Origin of the sequence: uncultured Chitinophaga sp. (assembly GCF_902168175.1) — a bacterium.
Lineage (GTDB): Bacteria > Bacteroidota > Bacteroidia > Chitinophagales > Chitinophagaceae > Chitinophaga.
This window is the reverse complement of record NZ_CABHOU010000010.1, coordinates 1-16,613: the sequence shown is the minus strand read 5'-3', so window position 1 is coordinate 16,613 and position 16,613 is coordinate 1. Positions and strand designations below refer to the sequence as shown.

Here is a 16,613-nt window from a genome sequence, read left to right as displayed (position 1 = left end):
GATGCAGCTATCCAGTGCGACGGATACGCAGGGGGATCGGGTGTTGAAAAGCCTGCTTATCGTGTTGTTGCGGCTGAAGGGAGTGACCTTTAGGTTTGTTGCGCGGTACAACAGGTTATTGCGTAGTGCGAGACGCTGCGGATGCTAAACTATATTGTGTGCCCGCGTTAGCGGGTATCACCCTGCCCGTCATGGCGAGGAACGAAGCCATCCTCCGCTCCAGTCTCCGCACGAGATACGCACGGTCTACATGACTATTAGGTAATAGCAACATGCACTTTATTCGTAACGGCAGCGTTGCCTTCCGGGAAGCTTTACTGTTGCGAAGACTTAAGCGGAGGATGGCTTCGTTCCTCGCCATGACGATCTTAGTGACGCCCGCTAACGCGGGCAGTGGTGCTTAGTTTCTGCCCAATAATGTTCAAACAGTTGAAGGGAGTGACACAACGGCGGCTGAATAGTAATTCCACTGCTGGATACCATAAAAAAAGCAGCGCCCGGTAGAGCGCTGCTGTATTAAAAGTACGTATTTGAATCAGAGGCTTACACCGCGTTTCCATGGGATGAAGTCATCCTGGTGTAAGGTTTCGGCTTTAGTGAGCAATTCGCCGCTGGCTACTTTGATCACGTGGTCCAGTATGTCTTCGCCCATTTGCTCGATGCTGGTTTCGCCGCTGATAATGGTGCCTGTATTGATATCGATGATATCTGGCATGCGTTGCGCCAGGCGGGTGTTGGTGCTGATTTTAATCACCGGGGCGATAGGATTGCCTGTTGGCGTGCCCAGGCCGGTGGTAAACAGCACAACGCTGGCACCGGAACCAACTTCTGCGGAGGTAGACTCAACATCGTTACCAGGTGTGCAAAGCAGATTCAAGCCAGGTTTAACAGCGTACTCGGTATAATCCAATACATCTGTAACCGGAGAAGTACCGCCTTTTTTTGCTGCTCCTGCAGACTTGATCGCATCGGTAATTAAACCGTCTTTGATGTTGCCTGGCGAAGGGTTCTGGTAAAAGCCTGAACCAACAGATTCTGCCTGTGCTTCATAGGCGCGCATGATTTTGATGAATTTGTTGGAGATGTTTTCATCCACGCAGCGATTAATCAACTCCTGCTCAACGCCACACAGTTCCGGAAATTCGGAGAGGATCGTGGTGCCGCCTAAGCCCACCATAAGATCGGAGGTATGTCCAACAGCAGGATTGGCAGAAATGCCGGAGAAGCCATCGGAACCACCGCATTCGAGACCGAGGATGATTTTATTGACAGGTGCTGGTTTACGCGCATTTTTATTTGCTTCGGCCATACCCAGGAAGGTTTCTTTAATAGCGGTGGACAGCATGTTAAATTCTGAACCGCTGGTTTGTTGTTCGAACACCAGCAACGGTTTGTCGAAGTTCGGGTTCAGCTTTTTCAGCGCGTTCTGCATGATGCTCACCTGCGCATGCTGGCAACCAAGGCTCAGTACCGTAGCGCCTGCAACGTTTGGATGGTGAATATAACCAGCCAGCAGTGCGCAGAGCATGTCTGCATCCTGACGTGTACCGCCGCAGCCACCTTCGTGTATCAGGAATTTGATACCGTCAATGTTCGGGAATATATCATTACGTTTAGTGGTAGTTGTTACCTCCGTTGGCTGGTAGTTTTTCACCGCATCGAGGTTACCGCTTTTGTAGAGATTTACGAGATCATTTACCTGTTCGTTATACTTTTCAGGAGGAGCAAAACCAAGACCTTTTTCGAAGGCGGTTTTAATCACATTTACATTGCGGGTTTCGCAAAAAACCATCGGTATAACCAGCCAGTAGTTACGGGTGCCCACCTGTCCGTCGTTACGGTGGTAACCCATGAAGGTGGCGTTTTTCCACTTGCTTACATCAGGTGCCTGCCAACTGAAAGCCTCATCTTTTTCGTGGAAAGAATCGGCCATGTGTTCGGTATTGCCGGTGCTTATAAGATCACCTTTACCGATAGGGCTCATGGCTTTACCTACCAGTACACCGTACATCACAATAGGATCGCCTTTTTTGAGGTCTGCTACAGGGAATTTATGTTTGGCGGGAATATCTTTTACAAGTTGAATTGACTGGTCGTTGAACTGGACCTGACGGCCGGCAGGGAGGTCCTGCAGGGCCACCAGCACATTGTCTTTAGGATGTATTTGAAGGTACGTGTTCATGATAGTGCTAAGGTAGGAAATAAGCCTGTTTCGCGTTGATACTATACACTTAATCCATAATGAGATTTTAACGCGGAATCAGGGCCGTATTCGCCATTTTTTTAGCGAGTTTAAGCCAATTTTCCGTAATGTGACGCAATTTTTATGCAAACGTTTGCAAAGTTTACTTTTAACTGCTAACTTCGGCATCACGAGGCAATTTTCCACGTACCAAATCATTATACAAACTACTCATCAGTATGAGCATTAATATGGAAACTAGATATTCCAGCAGTCCTGCCGAGGTGCAGAGCTGGAATACTGCACAAACCAGGCAAGCCCTGCACATCAGCAACCTTTTCGAAGAAAACGTAGTGAACTTAGTGTACACGCATTATGACCGTTACATTGCGGGCGGCGTAAAACCTGTGAAGCCGGTAAAACTCGAAACCACGGACCAGTTGAAATCCAGTTACTTCCTGGAGCGCCGTGAAATGGGTATTATCAATATCGGCGGTGCCGGTACGATTACAGTAGACGGCGAAGTGTTTGAGATAGGGTTTAAAGAAGCGCTCTATATTGGTCAGGGTAAAAAGGATGTGGTGTTTGCGAGCAACGATGCCGCTAATCCCGCTAAGTATTATATCAATTCCGCCCCGGCGCATCACCAGTTTCCCACCCGCCGCGTGACTAAAGCGGATGCGGAAGTGGTAACGCTGGGCGCACTGGAAACATCGAACCACCGTACCATCAATAAACTGCTCGTCAATTCAGTATTGCCTACCTGCCAGTTGCAGATGGGGATGACCGAACTGAAACCCGGCAGCGTATGGAACACGATGCCGGCGCACACACACGACCGCCGTATGGAAGTGTACCTGTACTTCGAAGTGCCGCAGGGCCAGAGCGTGTGCCACTTCTGGGGCCAGCCACAGGAAACCCGCCACATCTGGATGCAGAACGAAGAAGCAGTGATTTCTCCGCCCTGGAGCATTCACAGCGGCGCAGGTACCAGCAGCTATACCTTTATCTGGGGCATGGCAGGCGAAAACCTCGATTACGGTGATATGGACGTATGTGCTACGAACGATCTCCGTTAATAATCCACGTAATTAACCATTCAGAAAGTATGAAAAGGATATTTTTTCTCTTTGTATGTGCGGCCTTCGGCTTACATACAGGAGCAGTAAAGGCTCAGGGGACTTATGTAACGGATATTGTACTGGCTAACGACTTAAAGATCGAACGTACCGCCGAAGTGGTGGAGATCCCGTACGCTAAAATAGCAAGCCGGATCACCGCTTTAAAAGGTGGTAGTTTCAGGGTGGTGAACAGGAGAGGGGAAGAAGTGCCTTACCAGCTGGTGTACGGGGGCGAAAAGACCCCACAGCATTTGCTCGTGCAGGTAACCATTCCTGCCAACAGTTCATTACAACTGGCCATTGTTCCCGGTGCGCCTAAGCCTGTGCAGAAAAAAACCTACGGTCGTTATGTGCCCGAGCGTAAAGACGACTTTGCCTGGGAAAACGATAAGATCGCATTCCGCATGTATGGTAAAGCACTGGAAAACACGCCAAAAGAAAACGCCAATGGTATGGACGTTTGGGGCAAACGCACCAGCAACCTCATACTCGACAAATGGTATAAACTCAATAACTACCACAAGGATAATGGCGAAGGAATGGACTATTACCATGTAGGGTATACATTAGGCGCAGGTAACATTGCTCCCATGAATGCCGATACCATCGCTTATCCAAAAAACTACCGCACTTACAAAATACTGGACAGCGGCGCGCTGCGTACCACCTTCGTACTGGGTTACGAGAGCTGGAACGTAGGCAAACTGCCCGTAACAGTTACCAAAAAGTTCACGCTGGACGCAGGTTCACAAATGAACAAACTGGAAGTGCAGTTCAGCTACAGTGGCAGCGATACCCTACCGGTAGCCATCGGTATTATCCGTCGCGATGAACCAGGAAGTATTGTGTTTAACGAGCAGGGTGGCATTATGGCTTACTGGGAACCCCAGCATGGCGAAGACGGAACGATTGGCGTGGGATGTATTTTTCCGGCACCCGTGAAACAGATGCGCACCGATAAGCTGCACCTGCTTACGGTTTCTTCTGCAAACGCCACAGCACCTTACGTATACTATACCGGCGCCGCCTGGAACAAGGCAGGCGTTATTACGAACGATCAGCAGTGGTTCACTTACCTGCAGGATTATGCAGCGAAACTGAAAAGTCCTGTGAGCGTAACCATCAAATAAAATAATACAGCAATGAGTATCATCAATAAATTTGATCTTACCGGTAAAACGGCCCTGGTAACAGGTTGTAAAAGAGGTATTGGTAAAGCCATGGCCCTGGCCCTGGCCGAAGCGGGCGCCAATGTAATCGGCGTATCTGCATCGCTGGAGCTTACAGGCAGCGAGGTAGAGAAGGAAATAAAAGCACTGGGTCGCGAGTTTACAGGCTACCAGTGCGATTTCGGTAAAAGGGATTCCCTGTATGCTTTTATCAAAGAAGTAACGGCGAAGTTTCCTAAAATTGATATCCTCGTAAACAATGCCGGTACCATCATGCGTAAACCGGCCGCCGAACATCCCGATGAATACTGGGATGAGGTGATTGCCATTAACCAGACCGCCCAGTTTATCCTGACCCGCGAAATTGGTAAAAGGATGATAGAGAACGGTGGTGGTAAAGTAATTTTCACTGCATCACTACTAACGTTTCAGGGTGGTATTACCGTACCGGGTTACGCAGCCAGCAAAGGCGCCGTGGGTTCGCTGACCAAAGCGTTCGCGAACGAGTGGGCCTCCAAAGGCGTGAATGTAAACGCCATAGCGCCTGGTTATATTTCTACCGATAATACCGCCGCGTTAAGAGCCGACGAAGGTCGCAGCAAATCGATACTGGACCGTATACCGGCATCACGCTGGGGTGAGCCGGAAGATTTCAAAGGGCCTACCGTGTTCCTGGCTTCCGCCGCTTCCGATTATGTGCATGGTACTATTCTTACCGTAGATGGTGGATGGATGGGCCGATAAGCGTATATTCAGCTATAATGTCCCGTTAAATGAGCAACCGGTCCAAAACGATTGTAGATATTGCAGAAGAGTTAAAACTCTCGGTTTCCACGGTATCACGCGCCTTAAACGATCACCCCAACATTAGTGTAAAAACGAAAGACAGGGTGAAGAAGATGGCGCGGAAACTGGGCTACCGGCCCAACGCCCTGGCGGCAGGACTGCGCAGTAATAAAAGCCGTACGATAGGGCTGGTGGTGCCGAAGATATCCATGTTCTTCCCCGCCACCATCAGCACTATCATACAAAACAAATTGCATGAGGTTGGATACAACCTGATCATTTGCCAGAGTAATGATTCATACGAACAGGAAGTGGCGCTGGTAAACGCCCTGTACTCCGCAAGAGTAGAAGGGCTGGCGGTTTCCACCACACTGTATACTACTGATTTTTCGCACTTCGACATCTTTAAACAACAGAATATTCCACTGGTGTTTTTTGACCGGGTGCCGAAAGATTACAATGTAAAAGTGATAAGGGGTAACGACTACATGGGTGGTTTTGAAGCTACCGAACACCTGATCGACAAGGGTTGTAAAGATATTGTGTTTATTGGCGGCCCGCTTACCTGCAGCCTTTATACAGAAAGGCTCTCTGGTTACAAAGCCGCATTGCAGAAACACAAGATCGCGTTTAAAAAGAGCCGGGTGTTTTTCCACGAGCTGACCCGTGAGAACGCATTACAGACCTGCGAAAAGGTATTTGGCCAGGAGCCACACCCCGATGGTGTATTTGCCACGAACGATACCACGGCGATCACCATTCTTCAGTACTGCCGCGAAGCAGGTATCAAAGTACCGGAGCAGGTGAAGATCGTTGGGTATAGTAATGATCCGCGTACGGAAATCATTACACCCTCTATTACTTCGGTAGACCAATATCCGTCTACCATGGCTGAAAGGATTGTTGCAGCGTTAATGGAACTGATACAGGCGAAACATCCCGCAGCCTACAGGCATTCCCAGGAAATTATTCCTATACAGCTGGTGGAACGCGATTCCAGCAGCAGCGAACAGAAAAAAACTAGGTCAACTAAAAAATAATCCACGTTACTGTATACAACTTCGGTGGTGGGTTTATTTACGCAATCGTTTGCGTTGGTATAAACACTTAACTGGCATCCACAATTTAAACGTATGAAACAACTATTAGCGATCTTCCTGTTATTCGGTACCATTGGCGCCACCGCCCAGGTGTCTAAGAAAAAAATGTTGAAAATAGCCGACGAAAGCCTGGCGTTTTCTGTAAAACAGTACAAACACATGATGGACAGTTTGCCCCCGAATGTGTTGCCGAGAACTACGAACGCCAAAACCGGCAGGCTCGAAACATCCAATACCAGTTGGTGGTGTAGCGGATTTTATCCAGGCACCTTATGGTACCTGTACGAATTCTCTAACGATGAGAAAGTAAAGGCCGAGGCGGTAAGGACCATGGAACTGGTAGAAAAAGAAAAGAACAATAAAGGCACGCACGACCTGGGCTTTATGATGTATTGCAGCTGGGGGCCTCAGTATAATATGTATAAAGATGAAAGAGCGAAAGAAGTGCTGCTCACCAGCGCCCGTTCGCTCTCCACCCGCTTCAATCCAACCGTAGGTTGTATTAAATCATGGGACCATGGCAAGTGGAAATTCCCGGTGATCATCGATAACATGATGAACCTGGAACTGCTGTTCTGGGCTACAAAAATCAGCGGCGATACTTCTTTCAGGCATATCGCTGTTACGCACGCCAATACCACGATCAAGAATCATTTCCGTCCCGACTACAGTTCTTTCCACGTGATTGATTACAATCCCGAAACCGGCGCTGTAAACGAAAAGAAAACAGCACAGGGCTTTAACGACGCTTCGTCATGGGCACGTGGCCAGGCGTGGGGATTGTATGGTTACACAGTGATGTTCCGTGAAACTAAAAGCAAAGTGTACCTCGACCAGGCAGTTCATATTGCCGAGTACATGTTAAACCATCCCAGCATGCCGGCCGATATGATCCCTTACTGGGATTACAACGCACCAGAGATCCCGAACGCTGTACGCGATGCTTCTGCCGCTTCCATCACCGCTTCGGCCTTGCTGGAACTGAGTACGTACGTGCCTAAAAAAGCAGCGGTTAAATATAAAAACGCTGCCACTAAAATGCTCGTAAGCCTCAGCAGCCCTGCTTACCGGGCAAAAGAAGGCCAGAACAACAATTTTATACTGATGCACAGCACCGGTCATAAAATGGCCAACTCGGAAGTAGACGTGCCGCTTACTTATGCAGATTATTACTACGTGGAAGCGCTGATGCGTTACAAACAAATGGAAGGCAAAAAATAAAAACATTGTATATGGACAGGCGAAATTTTATAAGGGCAGTTCCGCTGGCCGGCATCGCTACCGCAATACCGGGTAAGGGCAAACTTTTTGCAGAAGGCACAGGAGAAGAGGCAGCTGCGGCGCCCGAAAGTGACCGTCAATATTGGGTTAAACTGATGGTGAAAATCGCCGGGCCTTTGCTGGAGAACATCAGTAAAGGACAGTTACGTAAGATAATGCCCGAAGAAAAAGGACCTGGCTATAATAAAAAGACCGCCGTGGTGCAAAACCTCGAGGGGTTTGGTCGTACCATTGCCGGCATAGCGCCCTGGCTGGAACTGGGTGGCGATAATACGGAAGAAGGTAAACTTCGTGCCCGTTACATTGACTATACCCGCAAAGGCATTGCGCACCTGGTAAATCCGGAGTCGGCCGACTACGCTTTTGCTCACGGCGACGACGGGCAGCACCTGGTAGATGCGGCGTTCCTGGCCCATGGCCTGATCCGCGCGCCGAAGCAACTCTGGGAACCGCTGAGCGATACTACTAAACAACAGGTGTTCGCCATGTTCCGCAAGCTGCGTTATGTGAAACCCGGACAAAGCAACTGGTTGCTGTTCATGGCCATCAACGAAGCGGCGCTGCTGAAGTTTGGCGAGGCCGACTGGGACCGTGTACGCATCGACTACGCTATTACCAGCCACTTCCGCTGGTACAAAGGCGATAGTATGTATGGAGATGGGGAGAACTTCCACTACGATTATTATAACAGCTTCGTGATACAGCCCATGCTGGTCGACATCCTGAAAGTGATGATGGATGCCCGCCGCGGCAGCAAAGCCGATTACGACCTGGCCATGACACGTATGCAGCGTTACGGCGCCATCCTTGAACGCCTGATTTCCCCGGAAGCCACTTTCCCGGTAGTGGGCAGGTCAATGACCTACCGTACTTCCGTGTTCCAGCCGCTATCGCAGCTGGCGCTGGAGGGCAAACTGCCGGAAGGGGTGAGTCCGGCCCAGGTACGTTGCGCGCTTACGGCCGTATCTAAAAGAATATTTAACGCACCCGGTACCTTCGACGATAAAGGTTGGTTACAGTTGGGCTTTTGCGGCCATCAGCCGGAGATCGCAGATGTGTATACCTGTACAGGCAGTCTTTACCTGACCCTCACCGGCTTCCTGCACATGGGCTTACCTGCCGATAACCCGTTTTGGACGGCCCCGGCGGAGGAGTGGACTATGCAGAAAGCCTGGAGCGGAAAAAAAGTAATGAAAGACCATGCGATCTGATGAGCCCTGTTTACGGGCATTTATGCAACAGAGGGATGGCCATTGTCATCCCTCTGCTGTTTTCGCCTTTGCCCACCGCCAGATTTTACTTATTTTAGGGGTTGGTAGTATTGCCAATGGAAATGTGTAAAAACTGGAAAAATAAATGATTCATCTCCCGCACCTTGTTATAGATCTCGGCTTAATATTATGTTCGGCAGCGTTAACCACCCTTATATTTAAGAAATTAAAGCAGCCGCTCGTATTAGGATACCTGATAGCCGGGTTCCTCGTGGGACCACATTTCCAGTTCTTTCCAAGTATATCTGACGAAGAAAATATTAAAGTATGGGCAGAGATAGGGGTGATATTCCTGCTGTTCAGTCTTGGTTTGGAGTTCAGCTTCAAAAAACTGGTGAAGGTAGGAGGTTCAGCCTCCATCACAGCCTTAGTGGAAGTTATCGTGATGCTGGGGTTGGGATACGGTACGGGTAAGTTGCTGGGATGGTCAACAATGGACAGTATCTTCCTCGGCGGCGTGTTATCCATCTCATCTACCACTATTATTATCCGTGCATTTGAGGAACTGGGGGTGAAGGGACAAAAGTTTGCCGGGCTGGTATTTGGGATTTTGATCGTAGAAGATCTGGTGGCCATCGTATTGCTCGTATTACTTTCTACCGTGGCCGTGAGCCAGCAGTTTGCCGGTACAGAAATGATCATCTCCGTATTGAAACTGATCTTCTTCCTTGTATTGTGGTTTGTGGGTGGCATCTTCTTTATTCCTACTTTATTAAAGAAAACTAAAAAGCTCATGAGCGAAGAAACCCTGCTGGTTACTTCCCTTGGGCTTTGTTTTTTGATGGTGATATTAGCCGTGCAGGTAGGTTTTTCGCCCGCACTTGGCGCCTTCATTATGGGATCTATTTTAGCAGAAACCACGCAGGCAGAGAAAATTGAACACCTGGTAAAATCCGTAAAAGACCTGTTCGGCGCTATCTTCTTCGTATCGGTAGGTATGCTGATAGATCCGAAAATGCTGGTTGAATACATCGGCCCCGTGTTATTGATATCAGGTATTACCATTGTTGGAAAGATGTTAAGCTCCACCGGTGGCGCATTACTTTCGGGGCAGCCGCTGAAGTCGAGCGTGCAAACAGGTATGAGCCTGGCGCAGATCGGGGAGTTCTCGTTCATTATTGCGACACTGGGTCTTACCTTAAAAGTAACCAGCGATTTCCTGTATCCTATTGCTGTAGCTGTATCGGCCTTAACCACCTTTACTACCCCTTACCTGATCAAATTTGCAGAACCTTTTTATTACTGGATAGAAAGAAATTTACCCGCTAAATGGAGAGATGCGTTAGCCCGTTACAGCAGCGGTGCGCAGTCTATTTCTGTGGTGAGCGACTGGCAGCGGGTGCTGCGTGGTTATTTCAGTAATGTGGTGATTTATTCGGTGATACTGCTGGCCATTACACTGGTATCGTCGTTTTACCTGCTTCCGTTAATACAGCGTACGCTCGACGGGAATGGCTGGGTTACCATCGGCGTGGCAGTCGTTACATTGCTGATCATGTCGCCGTTCCTTTGGGCACTGGCGGTACGGCAGGTGCATTCAGAGATTACAGCAAGGTTGTGGGAGCAGTCGAAGTACCGTGGTCCCATTGTCATCCTGCGTACCTCGCGATTAGTACTGGCGGTGTTTTTTGTAGGTTTTGTATTAGGCCAGTTCTTTTCGTTTTATGTAGCGTTGGGCGCCACTTTAGGTATTGCCATGATCTTACTGATCTTCTCTAAGAGGATCCAGAAATTCTATGATAAACTCGAAAATCGTTTTATCCGCAACTTCAACGAACGCGAGTCGAAAGCCAACGAAGCACAGGCCCGCCGTAATGCGCTGGCTCCATGGGATGCCCATATGGCATCGTTTGAGGTACGGGCCGAGTCGCCCGTAGTCGGTAAAACCCTGATGGAACTTGGTTTACGTGAACAATACGGTGTAAACGTAGCCATGATAGAAAGGGGTAAACTCATGTTAAGTTTGCCTGCCAAAGACGAACGCCTGTACCCCGGGGATAAGCTCGACGTAATTGGCACCGATGAACAGGTGAAGAAGTTTAGCGCCTTCCTGGAACCCCTGCAGGGGCAGGACGATGAGCAGCGCCGTTCGGAAGTGGTGTTGCGCAGTTACGAGTTACTGGCCGGTGCGCCTATACTGGGCAAAACCATCCGTTCGTCCGGCATCCGCGAACTGGGCCATGGACTGGTAGTAGGTATAGAACGTAATGGCGACAGGATACTTAATCCCGACAGTACGCTGGTGCTTCAGGAAGGCGATATCGCCTGGATCGTGGGTAATCCCAAAAGGATGCCTGCCCTGTTCCGCGTGAAAGCACCCAGGAAGCAGGAGCCAAAGTAGCACATAACTTTTACAACAATACGATTACAAAGAGGCTGCATCATGAGCAGCCTCTTTGTATTTGGGGAGATAGTCGTTCTGACGATACGCAACACCTTGTTTAGTCAACCGTTGTACTTAAGGGTTTAGGGATTAAACTGCGTTAGCGACTTTCATTTTGCTGCTTTGCCGATTACTTTTGAAGTGTTGCCTGTGGCCGAATGTTTATGCAAATCGTCCGAAACTACTTTGTATCTTAATGGCAGAAAGTAATTGCGCACATAACGGGGTGCTTCAACAATAATAATAACACTTAGAAGGGTTGCTGAAACAGCAAATTAACACGTATGAAAATGTTTTCTCTCGACAACAAAGTAATTATCGTAACCGGCGCTACCGGCGTATTGGGCGAAGCCTTCGTTAGCGGCCTTGCAACGGCAGGTGCCAAACTGGTACTCATCGGCCGTAAACTCGACATTGCACAGCAACGTGCCGACGAAGTAAATGCAAACGGCGGTGAGGCTATAGCGGCTGCAGCAGATGTGCTGGACGAAGCCGCCTTAACTGCCATCCGCGACCAGGTGTTAGCGAAATGGGGCAGGATAGACGGGCTGGTAAACGGTGCCGGTGGTAATATGCCCGAAGCGATTATTGGCCCTAACGATGACCTGTTCGGCTTTAGCATCGATGGTATGCGCAAGGCTTTTGACCTGAACCTGTTCGGCACCATTTTACCTACCCGTATTTTCGGTGAAGTGATCGTAAAGAACGGCGGCAGTATCGTAAATATATCATCGATGGCCGCCGGCCAGGCCATTACCCGCGTACTGGGTTACTCAATGGCTAAGGCTGCGGTAGATAATTTCACAAAGTGGATGAGTACCGAGATGTCGTTACGCTTCGGCGATAAAGTAAGGATGAACGCCATCGCACCCGGCTTCTTCGTTACGCATCAAAACCGTGCCCTGCTCACCAATACCGATGGTACTTATACAGAACGTGGCGGCAAAGTAATTAACAATACACCTGCAGGCCGCTTCGGTAATCCCGACGAACTGATTGGCGCACTGGTATGGTTACTGAGTGATGCTTCCGTATTTGTAAACGGGCAGGTAATTAATGTAGACGGTGGATTTAGTATTTATTCAGGCGTATAAATATGAGACTAAAACAAACATGGCGCTGGTTTGGCCCTAACGACCAGGTAAGCCTTGCACACATCCGCCAGGCAGGCGTGCAGGGCATTGTGTCGGCACTTCATCACGTACCGCACGGCGATGTATGGACAGCCGCAGAGATCAGTCAGCATAAAGCAAAAATAGAAGCTGCCGGGCTTACATGGGATGTTGTGGAAAGCGTTACCGTGCATGAAGACATCAAAACGCGCAGCGGCAACTATCAACAGTACATCGCGCAGTACCAGGAAAGCATCCGTAACATTGCGGCATGTGGTATACCGGTGTTAACTTACAACTTTATGCCCGTGCAGGACTGGACACGCACCAGTGTTGATTACGAAATGCCCGACGGCGCTAAAGCCCTGTACTTCGATCTGGCCGAACTGGCGATGTTCGATATCTACATCCTGAAAAGGAAAAATGCGGAAGCCAGTTACGATGACAACACGCTGGCCAAAGCAGCGGAGAAAAACAAGCAGTATTCATCTTCCCAAAAAGATGCATTAGTTACCACCATACTATTAGGCATACCCGGCGAAAAGAAACTGACGCCCGCCACGCTGCTGGAAAGAATTGAGGTGTACGACAACATCAGTCGTGAGCAGTTGCAGAATAACTTAAAATACTTTTTAGAGCAGGTATCGCCTGTGGCCGAAGAAGCCGGTATCCGCCTGGCCATTCACCCCGACGATCCGCCGTTCGATATACTGGGCCTTCCGCGCATTGTGAGTACACAGGCCGACCTGCAGTTTATTCTCGATGCCACGGGAAGCAAGGCCAACGGACTTTGCTTCTGCACAGGTTCTTTGGGTGCCAATCCTGACAACGATTTACCTGCCATGGTAAAACAGTTCGGCAGCCGTATTCATTTCGCGCATTTGCGCAATGTATCGCGTACAGCAGAAGGTAATTTTTATGAAGATGCGCACCTCGGCGGTCGTGTGAATATGTATGCTGTAATGAAAGAGCTGCTGCGCACGCAGCAATCCTTATCATATCAAATCCCTTTCCGTCCCGATCATGGTCACCAGATGCTCGACGATCTGCAAAAGACAGGCGTACCGGGTTATTCGGCTATTGGAAGATTACGTGGGTTAGCAGAGTTGAGAGGATTAGAGTTGGGGATTGCAGAGAATGAAGGCTGGTAGAAATTATAAAGCCGTCCCGCGGGACGGCTTCTTTTTTATGCAGCTTTTTTAGCTTTCGGTGTTTCTTTCTTTTTAGTGTCTTTATTTTCTTTGTAACGTTTGTCAGGCGTACCGTCTTTCTTCATCGGGCCTTCTACTTTGGCTTCTTTGTTTTCTTTGTAACGTTTGTCAGGCGTGCCATCTTTCTTCTTCGGGCCTTCAGTTTTAGCAGTTTCTTTATTTTCCTTGTAACGTTTATCAGGCGTACCGTCTTTTTTCACATTTTCAGTAGCAGGCTTTTTCGTGTCAGCCTTCTTTTTTTCCTGTGCGAAAGAGAACGATACGGTAAGGAGTAATGCCAGTGCGGCAGTCAGTAATTTTTTCATAGTATGTTCGGAATTAGGGTGGAAAGATAGATTTAATTTTTATAATATTAACATGCCAAAGACTTAAAATTGAATTAAAATCGGAAGTGCCAACCTCGAGGAAAAATATATATTTTCGTAACGGTTGAAATACCTATACTATGAATGCTATTCTAATTATCTCTCTTGTTTTATTGGTGGTTGATATCCTGGCAGTAAAGTTTTTATTGCTGCCGCTTATTTTAGAGGTTCGAAGAATAAAGTGGTTGCAAAAGGATGGTCTGCACACTATTGGAAAAATTGTATCAGTGGAAGGTCCTTTTAATATAGTAGTAGAATACAGAGATATGGATGGTGGGATCAATAAAGTTGATAGCGCCTCCTACCGGCTTATTTCTCCGTTGCCTGGCGAAGATGTTGACGTTTGTTACGATCGCAATGATTATGAGAATATGTCTCATAATCCGGAATCAATCGGATTGACTTTGCAACTCATTTCGATATTTGTTATGCTGACTTTAACAGCAGCAAATCTGGCAGTTTTAAGTGCGATCGGTTAGAGAATTAAAAATCGGATAGAAGTTACCATACATGAAAAAGCACGAAAAGATATACCGCGAAGCCGTAAAACTTTTGCGGGAGCACAAGAGCGAAAATTTAACAGCGGCATATACCCTTCTAAAGGACGCACATTCCGCCGGCAATCACGATGCAGCCTACATGATCGCCTCCTGGCATTTGTCAGGCATCCATGTAGCGCAAAGTTTCGAACAGGCCATCCCGTACCTCCAGTTTGCCATCGAAGGAGATATACCCGAAGCCTACTTCGACCTGGCCGTTTCGCTGGAAACCGGTCAGGGAACGGCGAAAAACGAGCGGCAGGCTTTTCTGTATTATATGGAAGCAGCGTTGCTGGGCGATAAGGGCGCTATTTATGAAGTGGGCCGTTGCTTTTATCATGGTGTGGGCGTGGCGGCAGATCAGGAGCTGGCGAGGGTTTGGTTGAGCAGGAGTGAGGGGAAGGGGGAATGATTATTATCAGGATACGTAACCTCATTCTTGAAGCAGATCCTTTTTTAGTATAGCTGTTCAAAGGCTTTAGACTGCCTTTTAAAATGATAATAAAGGGAAATGAGTCCAGCAATGGCCTGGTTGGCGTTGCGATACTCATGGGGTTAGTGTTATTGTTTGCAACATTCATCTTTCAGAAGAACCTTTGAACAAAATCCGTCCACAACCAGTTAATTCACGCAAACCCATTTCCAATTCTGTTTAATATATTTGATTACGTTAATAATCCCGTGTCGTTGTTTAGTGAACATTATTATTTTGAACCCGTGACCCTGCCCGCTGTGGACCTCGTTTTTTCTTAATCACTTAATAAATTAAACCCATGAGAATTGTTTCAAAAATGCTCATAGCATCGCTATGCGTGTTACTCTCCGTTTGCCATGAAGCTGGTGCTAAAAGCCGCACTATTTTTGAATTACTGCCGCAGATCAGTCGTGGTACAGGTTATACCGTACAGTATACCTACCCGTCCGGCACTTTGACAGCCTCCGCCACGGTACCCACGTACGGTGGTACACTTACGGTGAACTACACCGTCTTCAGCACCCTGGAGCATAATTTTTATAATGGTAATTATGCGTACACGAAAGTGTATACCATTGGAGTAGGGATTAATTCCTATACCTATTCAGGTTCCACGTATGCGGTTAGCCATACCGGTTCTTCCTCCGGCTCAACAAACACGGCTACCTACACTGGCACCGGTACCGTTAGAAACTCCGCTAATACGGCTACGTTGTTTAACTTCTCGGCACAGATGGTGGGTACGGTGAACGGGCCATATTATCCTGGTCAGCCAACGTTTTCGGGAACGTTTACGATTACAGGGGTAACTCCATAAGATAACGTTTGATCTGGAATTAGAAGAATAGGTTGCTTCCGTGAGGGGGCAGCCTATTTTTAGTGCTGGAGGGACGATACGCATCGTCCGACGGATGCCAAATCCTAATGTTGGCTCGCTTTTGCGGGCATCACCCAGGCCGTCATGGCGAGGAACGAAGCCATCTTCGTGCGTAGTCTTAGCTCGAGATACGTCCTTTGTACATGCCATTGAATAATAGCAATGCGCATCGTCTTCGTAACTGGTACGCTGCCTTTCGCAAAGCTTTTACTAGTGCGGAGGATGGCTTTGTTGCTCGCCACGACGGTTGGTGAGTGCATTGCTTCGCCAACGTTGCTCGTGTGCGGTGCTTTTACTTAAGCGAAGACTGCGCACGAAGATGGCTTCGTTCCTCGCCATGACGGTCGGGGGAAGGCCAGCCAGATCAACAATGGCAACGTGGTATAGGCTCGACTGTAGCGACGGTTTGCTTCACTTCATTCGCGATGACCTGTGTTTAAGAGCGGATATTTTTTGAATAATGTTATTGAATTTACTTCACAATGCTGGTGATACCATACACAACTGCTCCTCGTACATGTTGACAAGGCGCATCGCCCGAATGGCACTAAACCGCAATATGGGCCTGCTTTTGCGGGCATCATCCTTGCGGTCGTCCGGTAACTAAATGAACGGTTAACCGCGGGTAATGGCTGGTTAACCCGGTTTAATGAATGGTGAACCGGGGTTAACCACCGGTTAAACCAGTTTAATGGCTGGTTTAAATAATTAGCATTTCCCCTCCCTCATATTATCAAATCC

At 48.3% G+C, this 16,613-nt stretch carries 15 protein-coding genes; 12 read left to right on the top strand and 3 right to left on the bottom strand.

Annotated elements, in window-relative coordinates; genetic code table 11:
* Window positions 1-535: 535 nt before the first annotated feature.
* Window positions 536-2,182 (bottom strand): UxaA family hydrolase, encoded by a 1,647-nt coding sequence (locus QZT80_RS00850; RefSeq protein WP_295116661.1) that lies wholly within the window; start codon window positions 2,180-2,182, stop codon window positions 536-538.
* 251 nt (window positions 2,183-2,433) lie between these two features.
* Between QZT80_RS00850 and kduI the strand changes: the two genes are divergently transcribed.
* The 9 genes from kduI to uxuA all read left to right on the top strand — a co-directional run bounded on the left by kduI (window position 2,434) and on the right by uxuA (window position 13,556).
* On the top strand, window positions 2,434-3,261 hold the full coding sequence (kduI, locus tag QZT80_RS00845) for a 5-dehydro-4-deoxy-D-glucuronate isomerase (RefSeq protein WP_367112844.1): 828 nt from the start codon (window positions 2,434-2,436) through the stop codon (window positions 3,259-3,261).
* Between the two features lie 29 nt (window positions 3,262-3,290).
* Entirely contained in the window at window positions 3,291-4,433 is a 1,143-nt protein-coding gene (locus tag QZT80_RS00840) for a DUF4861 domain-containing protein (protein ID WP_295116657.1), read from the top strand.
* An 18-nt stretch (window positions 4,434-4,451) separates the two neighbouring features.
* Entirely contained in the window at window positions 4,452-5,216 is a 765-nt protein-coding gene (locus QZT80_RS00835) for an SDR family NAD(P)-dependent oxidoreductase (protein WP_295116802.1), read from the top strand.
* A gap of 29 nt (window positions 5,217-5,245) precedes the next feature.
* The gene (locus tag QZT80_RS00830) at window positions 5,246-6,298 is read left to right on the top strand and encodes a LacI family DNA-binding transcriptional regulator (RefSeq protein WP_295116655.1); all 1,053 of its coding nucleotides are present in this window, start codon (window positions 5,246-5,248) and stop codon (window positions 6,296-6,298) included.
* 93 nt (window positions 6,299-6,391) lie between these two features.
* Window positions 6,392-7,579, top strand: coding sequence for a glycoside hydrolase family 88 protein (locus tag QZT80_RS00825; protein ID WP_295116653.1), 1,188 nt, complete (start codon window positions 6,392-6,394; stop codon window positions 7,577-7,579).
* Window positions 7,580-7,590: 11 nt separating this feature from the next.
* Entirely contained in the window at window positions 7,591-8,850 is a 1,260-nt protein-coding gene (locus tag QZT80_RS00820) for a DUF2264 domain-containing protein (protein WP_295116651.1), read from the top strand.
* Between the two features lie 145 nt (window positions 8,851-8,995).
* Window positions 8,996-11,251 carry a cation:proton antiporter gene (locus tag QZT80_RS00815; protein WP_295116649.1) on the top strand — a complete coding sequence of 752 codons (2,256 nt, stop codon included), beginning with the start codon at window positions 8,996-8,998 and terminating at the stop codon, window positions 11,249-11,251.
* A 326-nt stretch (window positions 11,252-11,577) separates the two neighbouring features.
* The gene (locus tag QZT80_RS00810) at window positions 11,578-12,387 is read left to right on the top strand and encodes an SDR family oxidoreductase (protein WP_295116647.1); all 810 of its coding nucleotides are present in this window, start codon (window positions 11,578-11,580) and stop codon (window positions 12,385-12,387) included.
* Between the two features lie 2 nt (window positions 12,388-12,389).
* Window positions 12,390-13,556, top strand: coding sequence for a mannonate dehydratase (uxuA, locus tag QZT80_RS00805; protein WP_295116645.1), 1,167 nt, complete (start codon window positions 12,390-12,392; stop codon window positions 13,554-13,556).
* Between the two features lie 35 nt (window positions 13,557-13,591).
* Here uxuA and QZT80_RS00800 read toward each other — a convergent pair whose 3' ends face one another.
* Window positions 13,592-13,921, bottom strand: coding sequence for a hypothetical protein (locus QZT80_RS00800; protein WP_295116643.1), 330 nt, complete (start codon window positions 13,919-13,921; stop codon window positions 13,592-13,594).
* A 140-nt stretch (window positions 13,922-14,061) separates the two neighbouring features.
* On the opposite strand from QZT80_RS00800, the gene QZT80_RS00795 reads away from it, so the two are divergent.
* From QZT80_RS00795 to QZT80_RS00785, 3 genes are all read left to right on the top strand, one after another.
* Window positions 14,062-14,460, top strand: a complete 399-nt coding sequence (locus QZT80_RS00795) for a hypothetical protein (protein ID WP_295116642.1) — start codon at window positions 14,062-14,064, stop codon at window positions 14,458-14,460.
* Between the two features lie 31 nt (window positions 14,461-14,491).
* A complete protein-coding gene (locus tag QZT80_RS00790) occupies window positions 14,492-14,932 on the top strand; it encodes a tetratricopeptide repeat protein (RefSeq protein WP_295116640.1) in 441 nt (146 codons plus the stop codon).
* Between the two features lie 361 nt (window positions 14,933-15,293).
* Window positions 15,294-15,812, top strand: coding sequence for a hypothetical protein (locus QZT80_RS00785; protein ID WP_295116638.1), 519 nt, complete (start codon window positions 15,294-15,296; stop codon window positions 15,810-15,812).
* 270 nt (window positions 15,813-16,082) lie between these two features.
* Here the strand turns inward: QZT80_RS00785 and QZT80_RS00780 are convergent, their stop codons facing one another.
* Complete coding sequence (locus tag QZT80_RS00780; RefSeq protein ID WP_295116636.1) at window positions 16,083-16,211, bottom strand: hypothetical protein; 129 nt, start codon at window positions 16,209-16,211, stop codon at window positions 16,083-16,085.
* Window positions 16,212-16,613 lie beyond the last annotated feature (402 nt).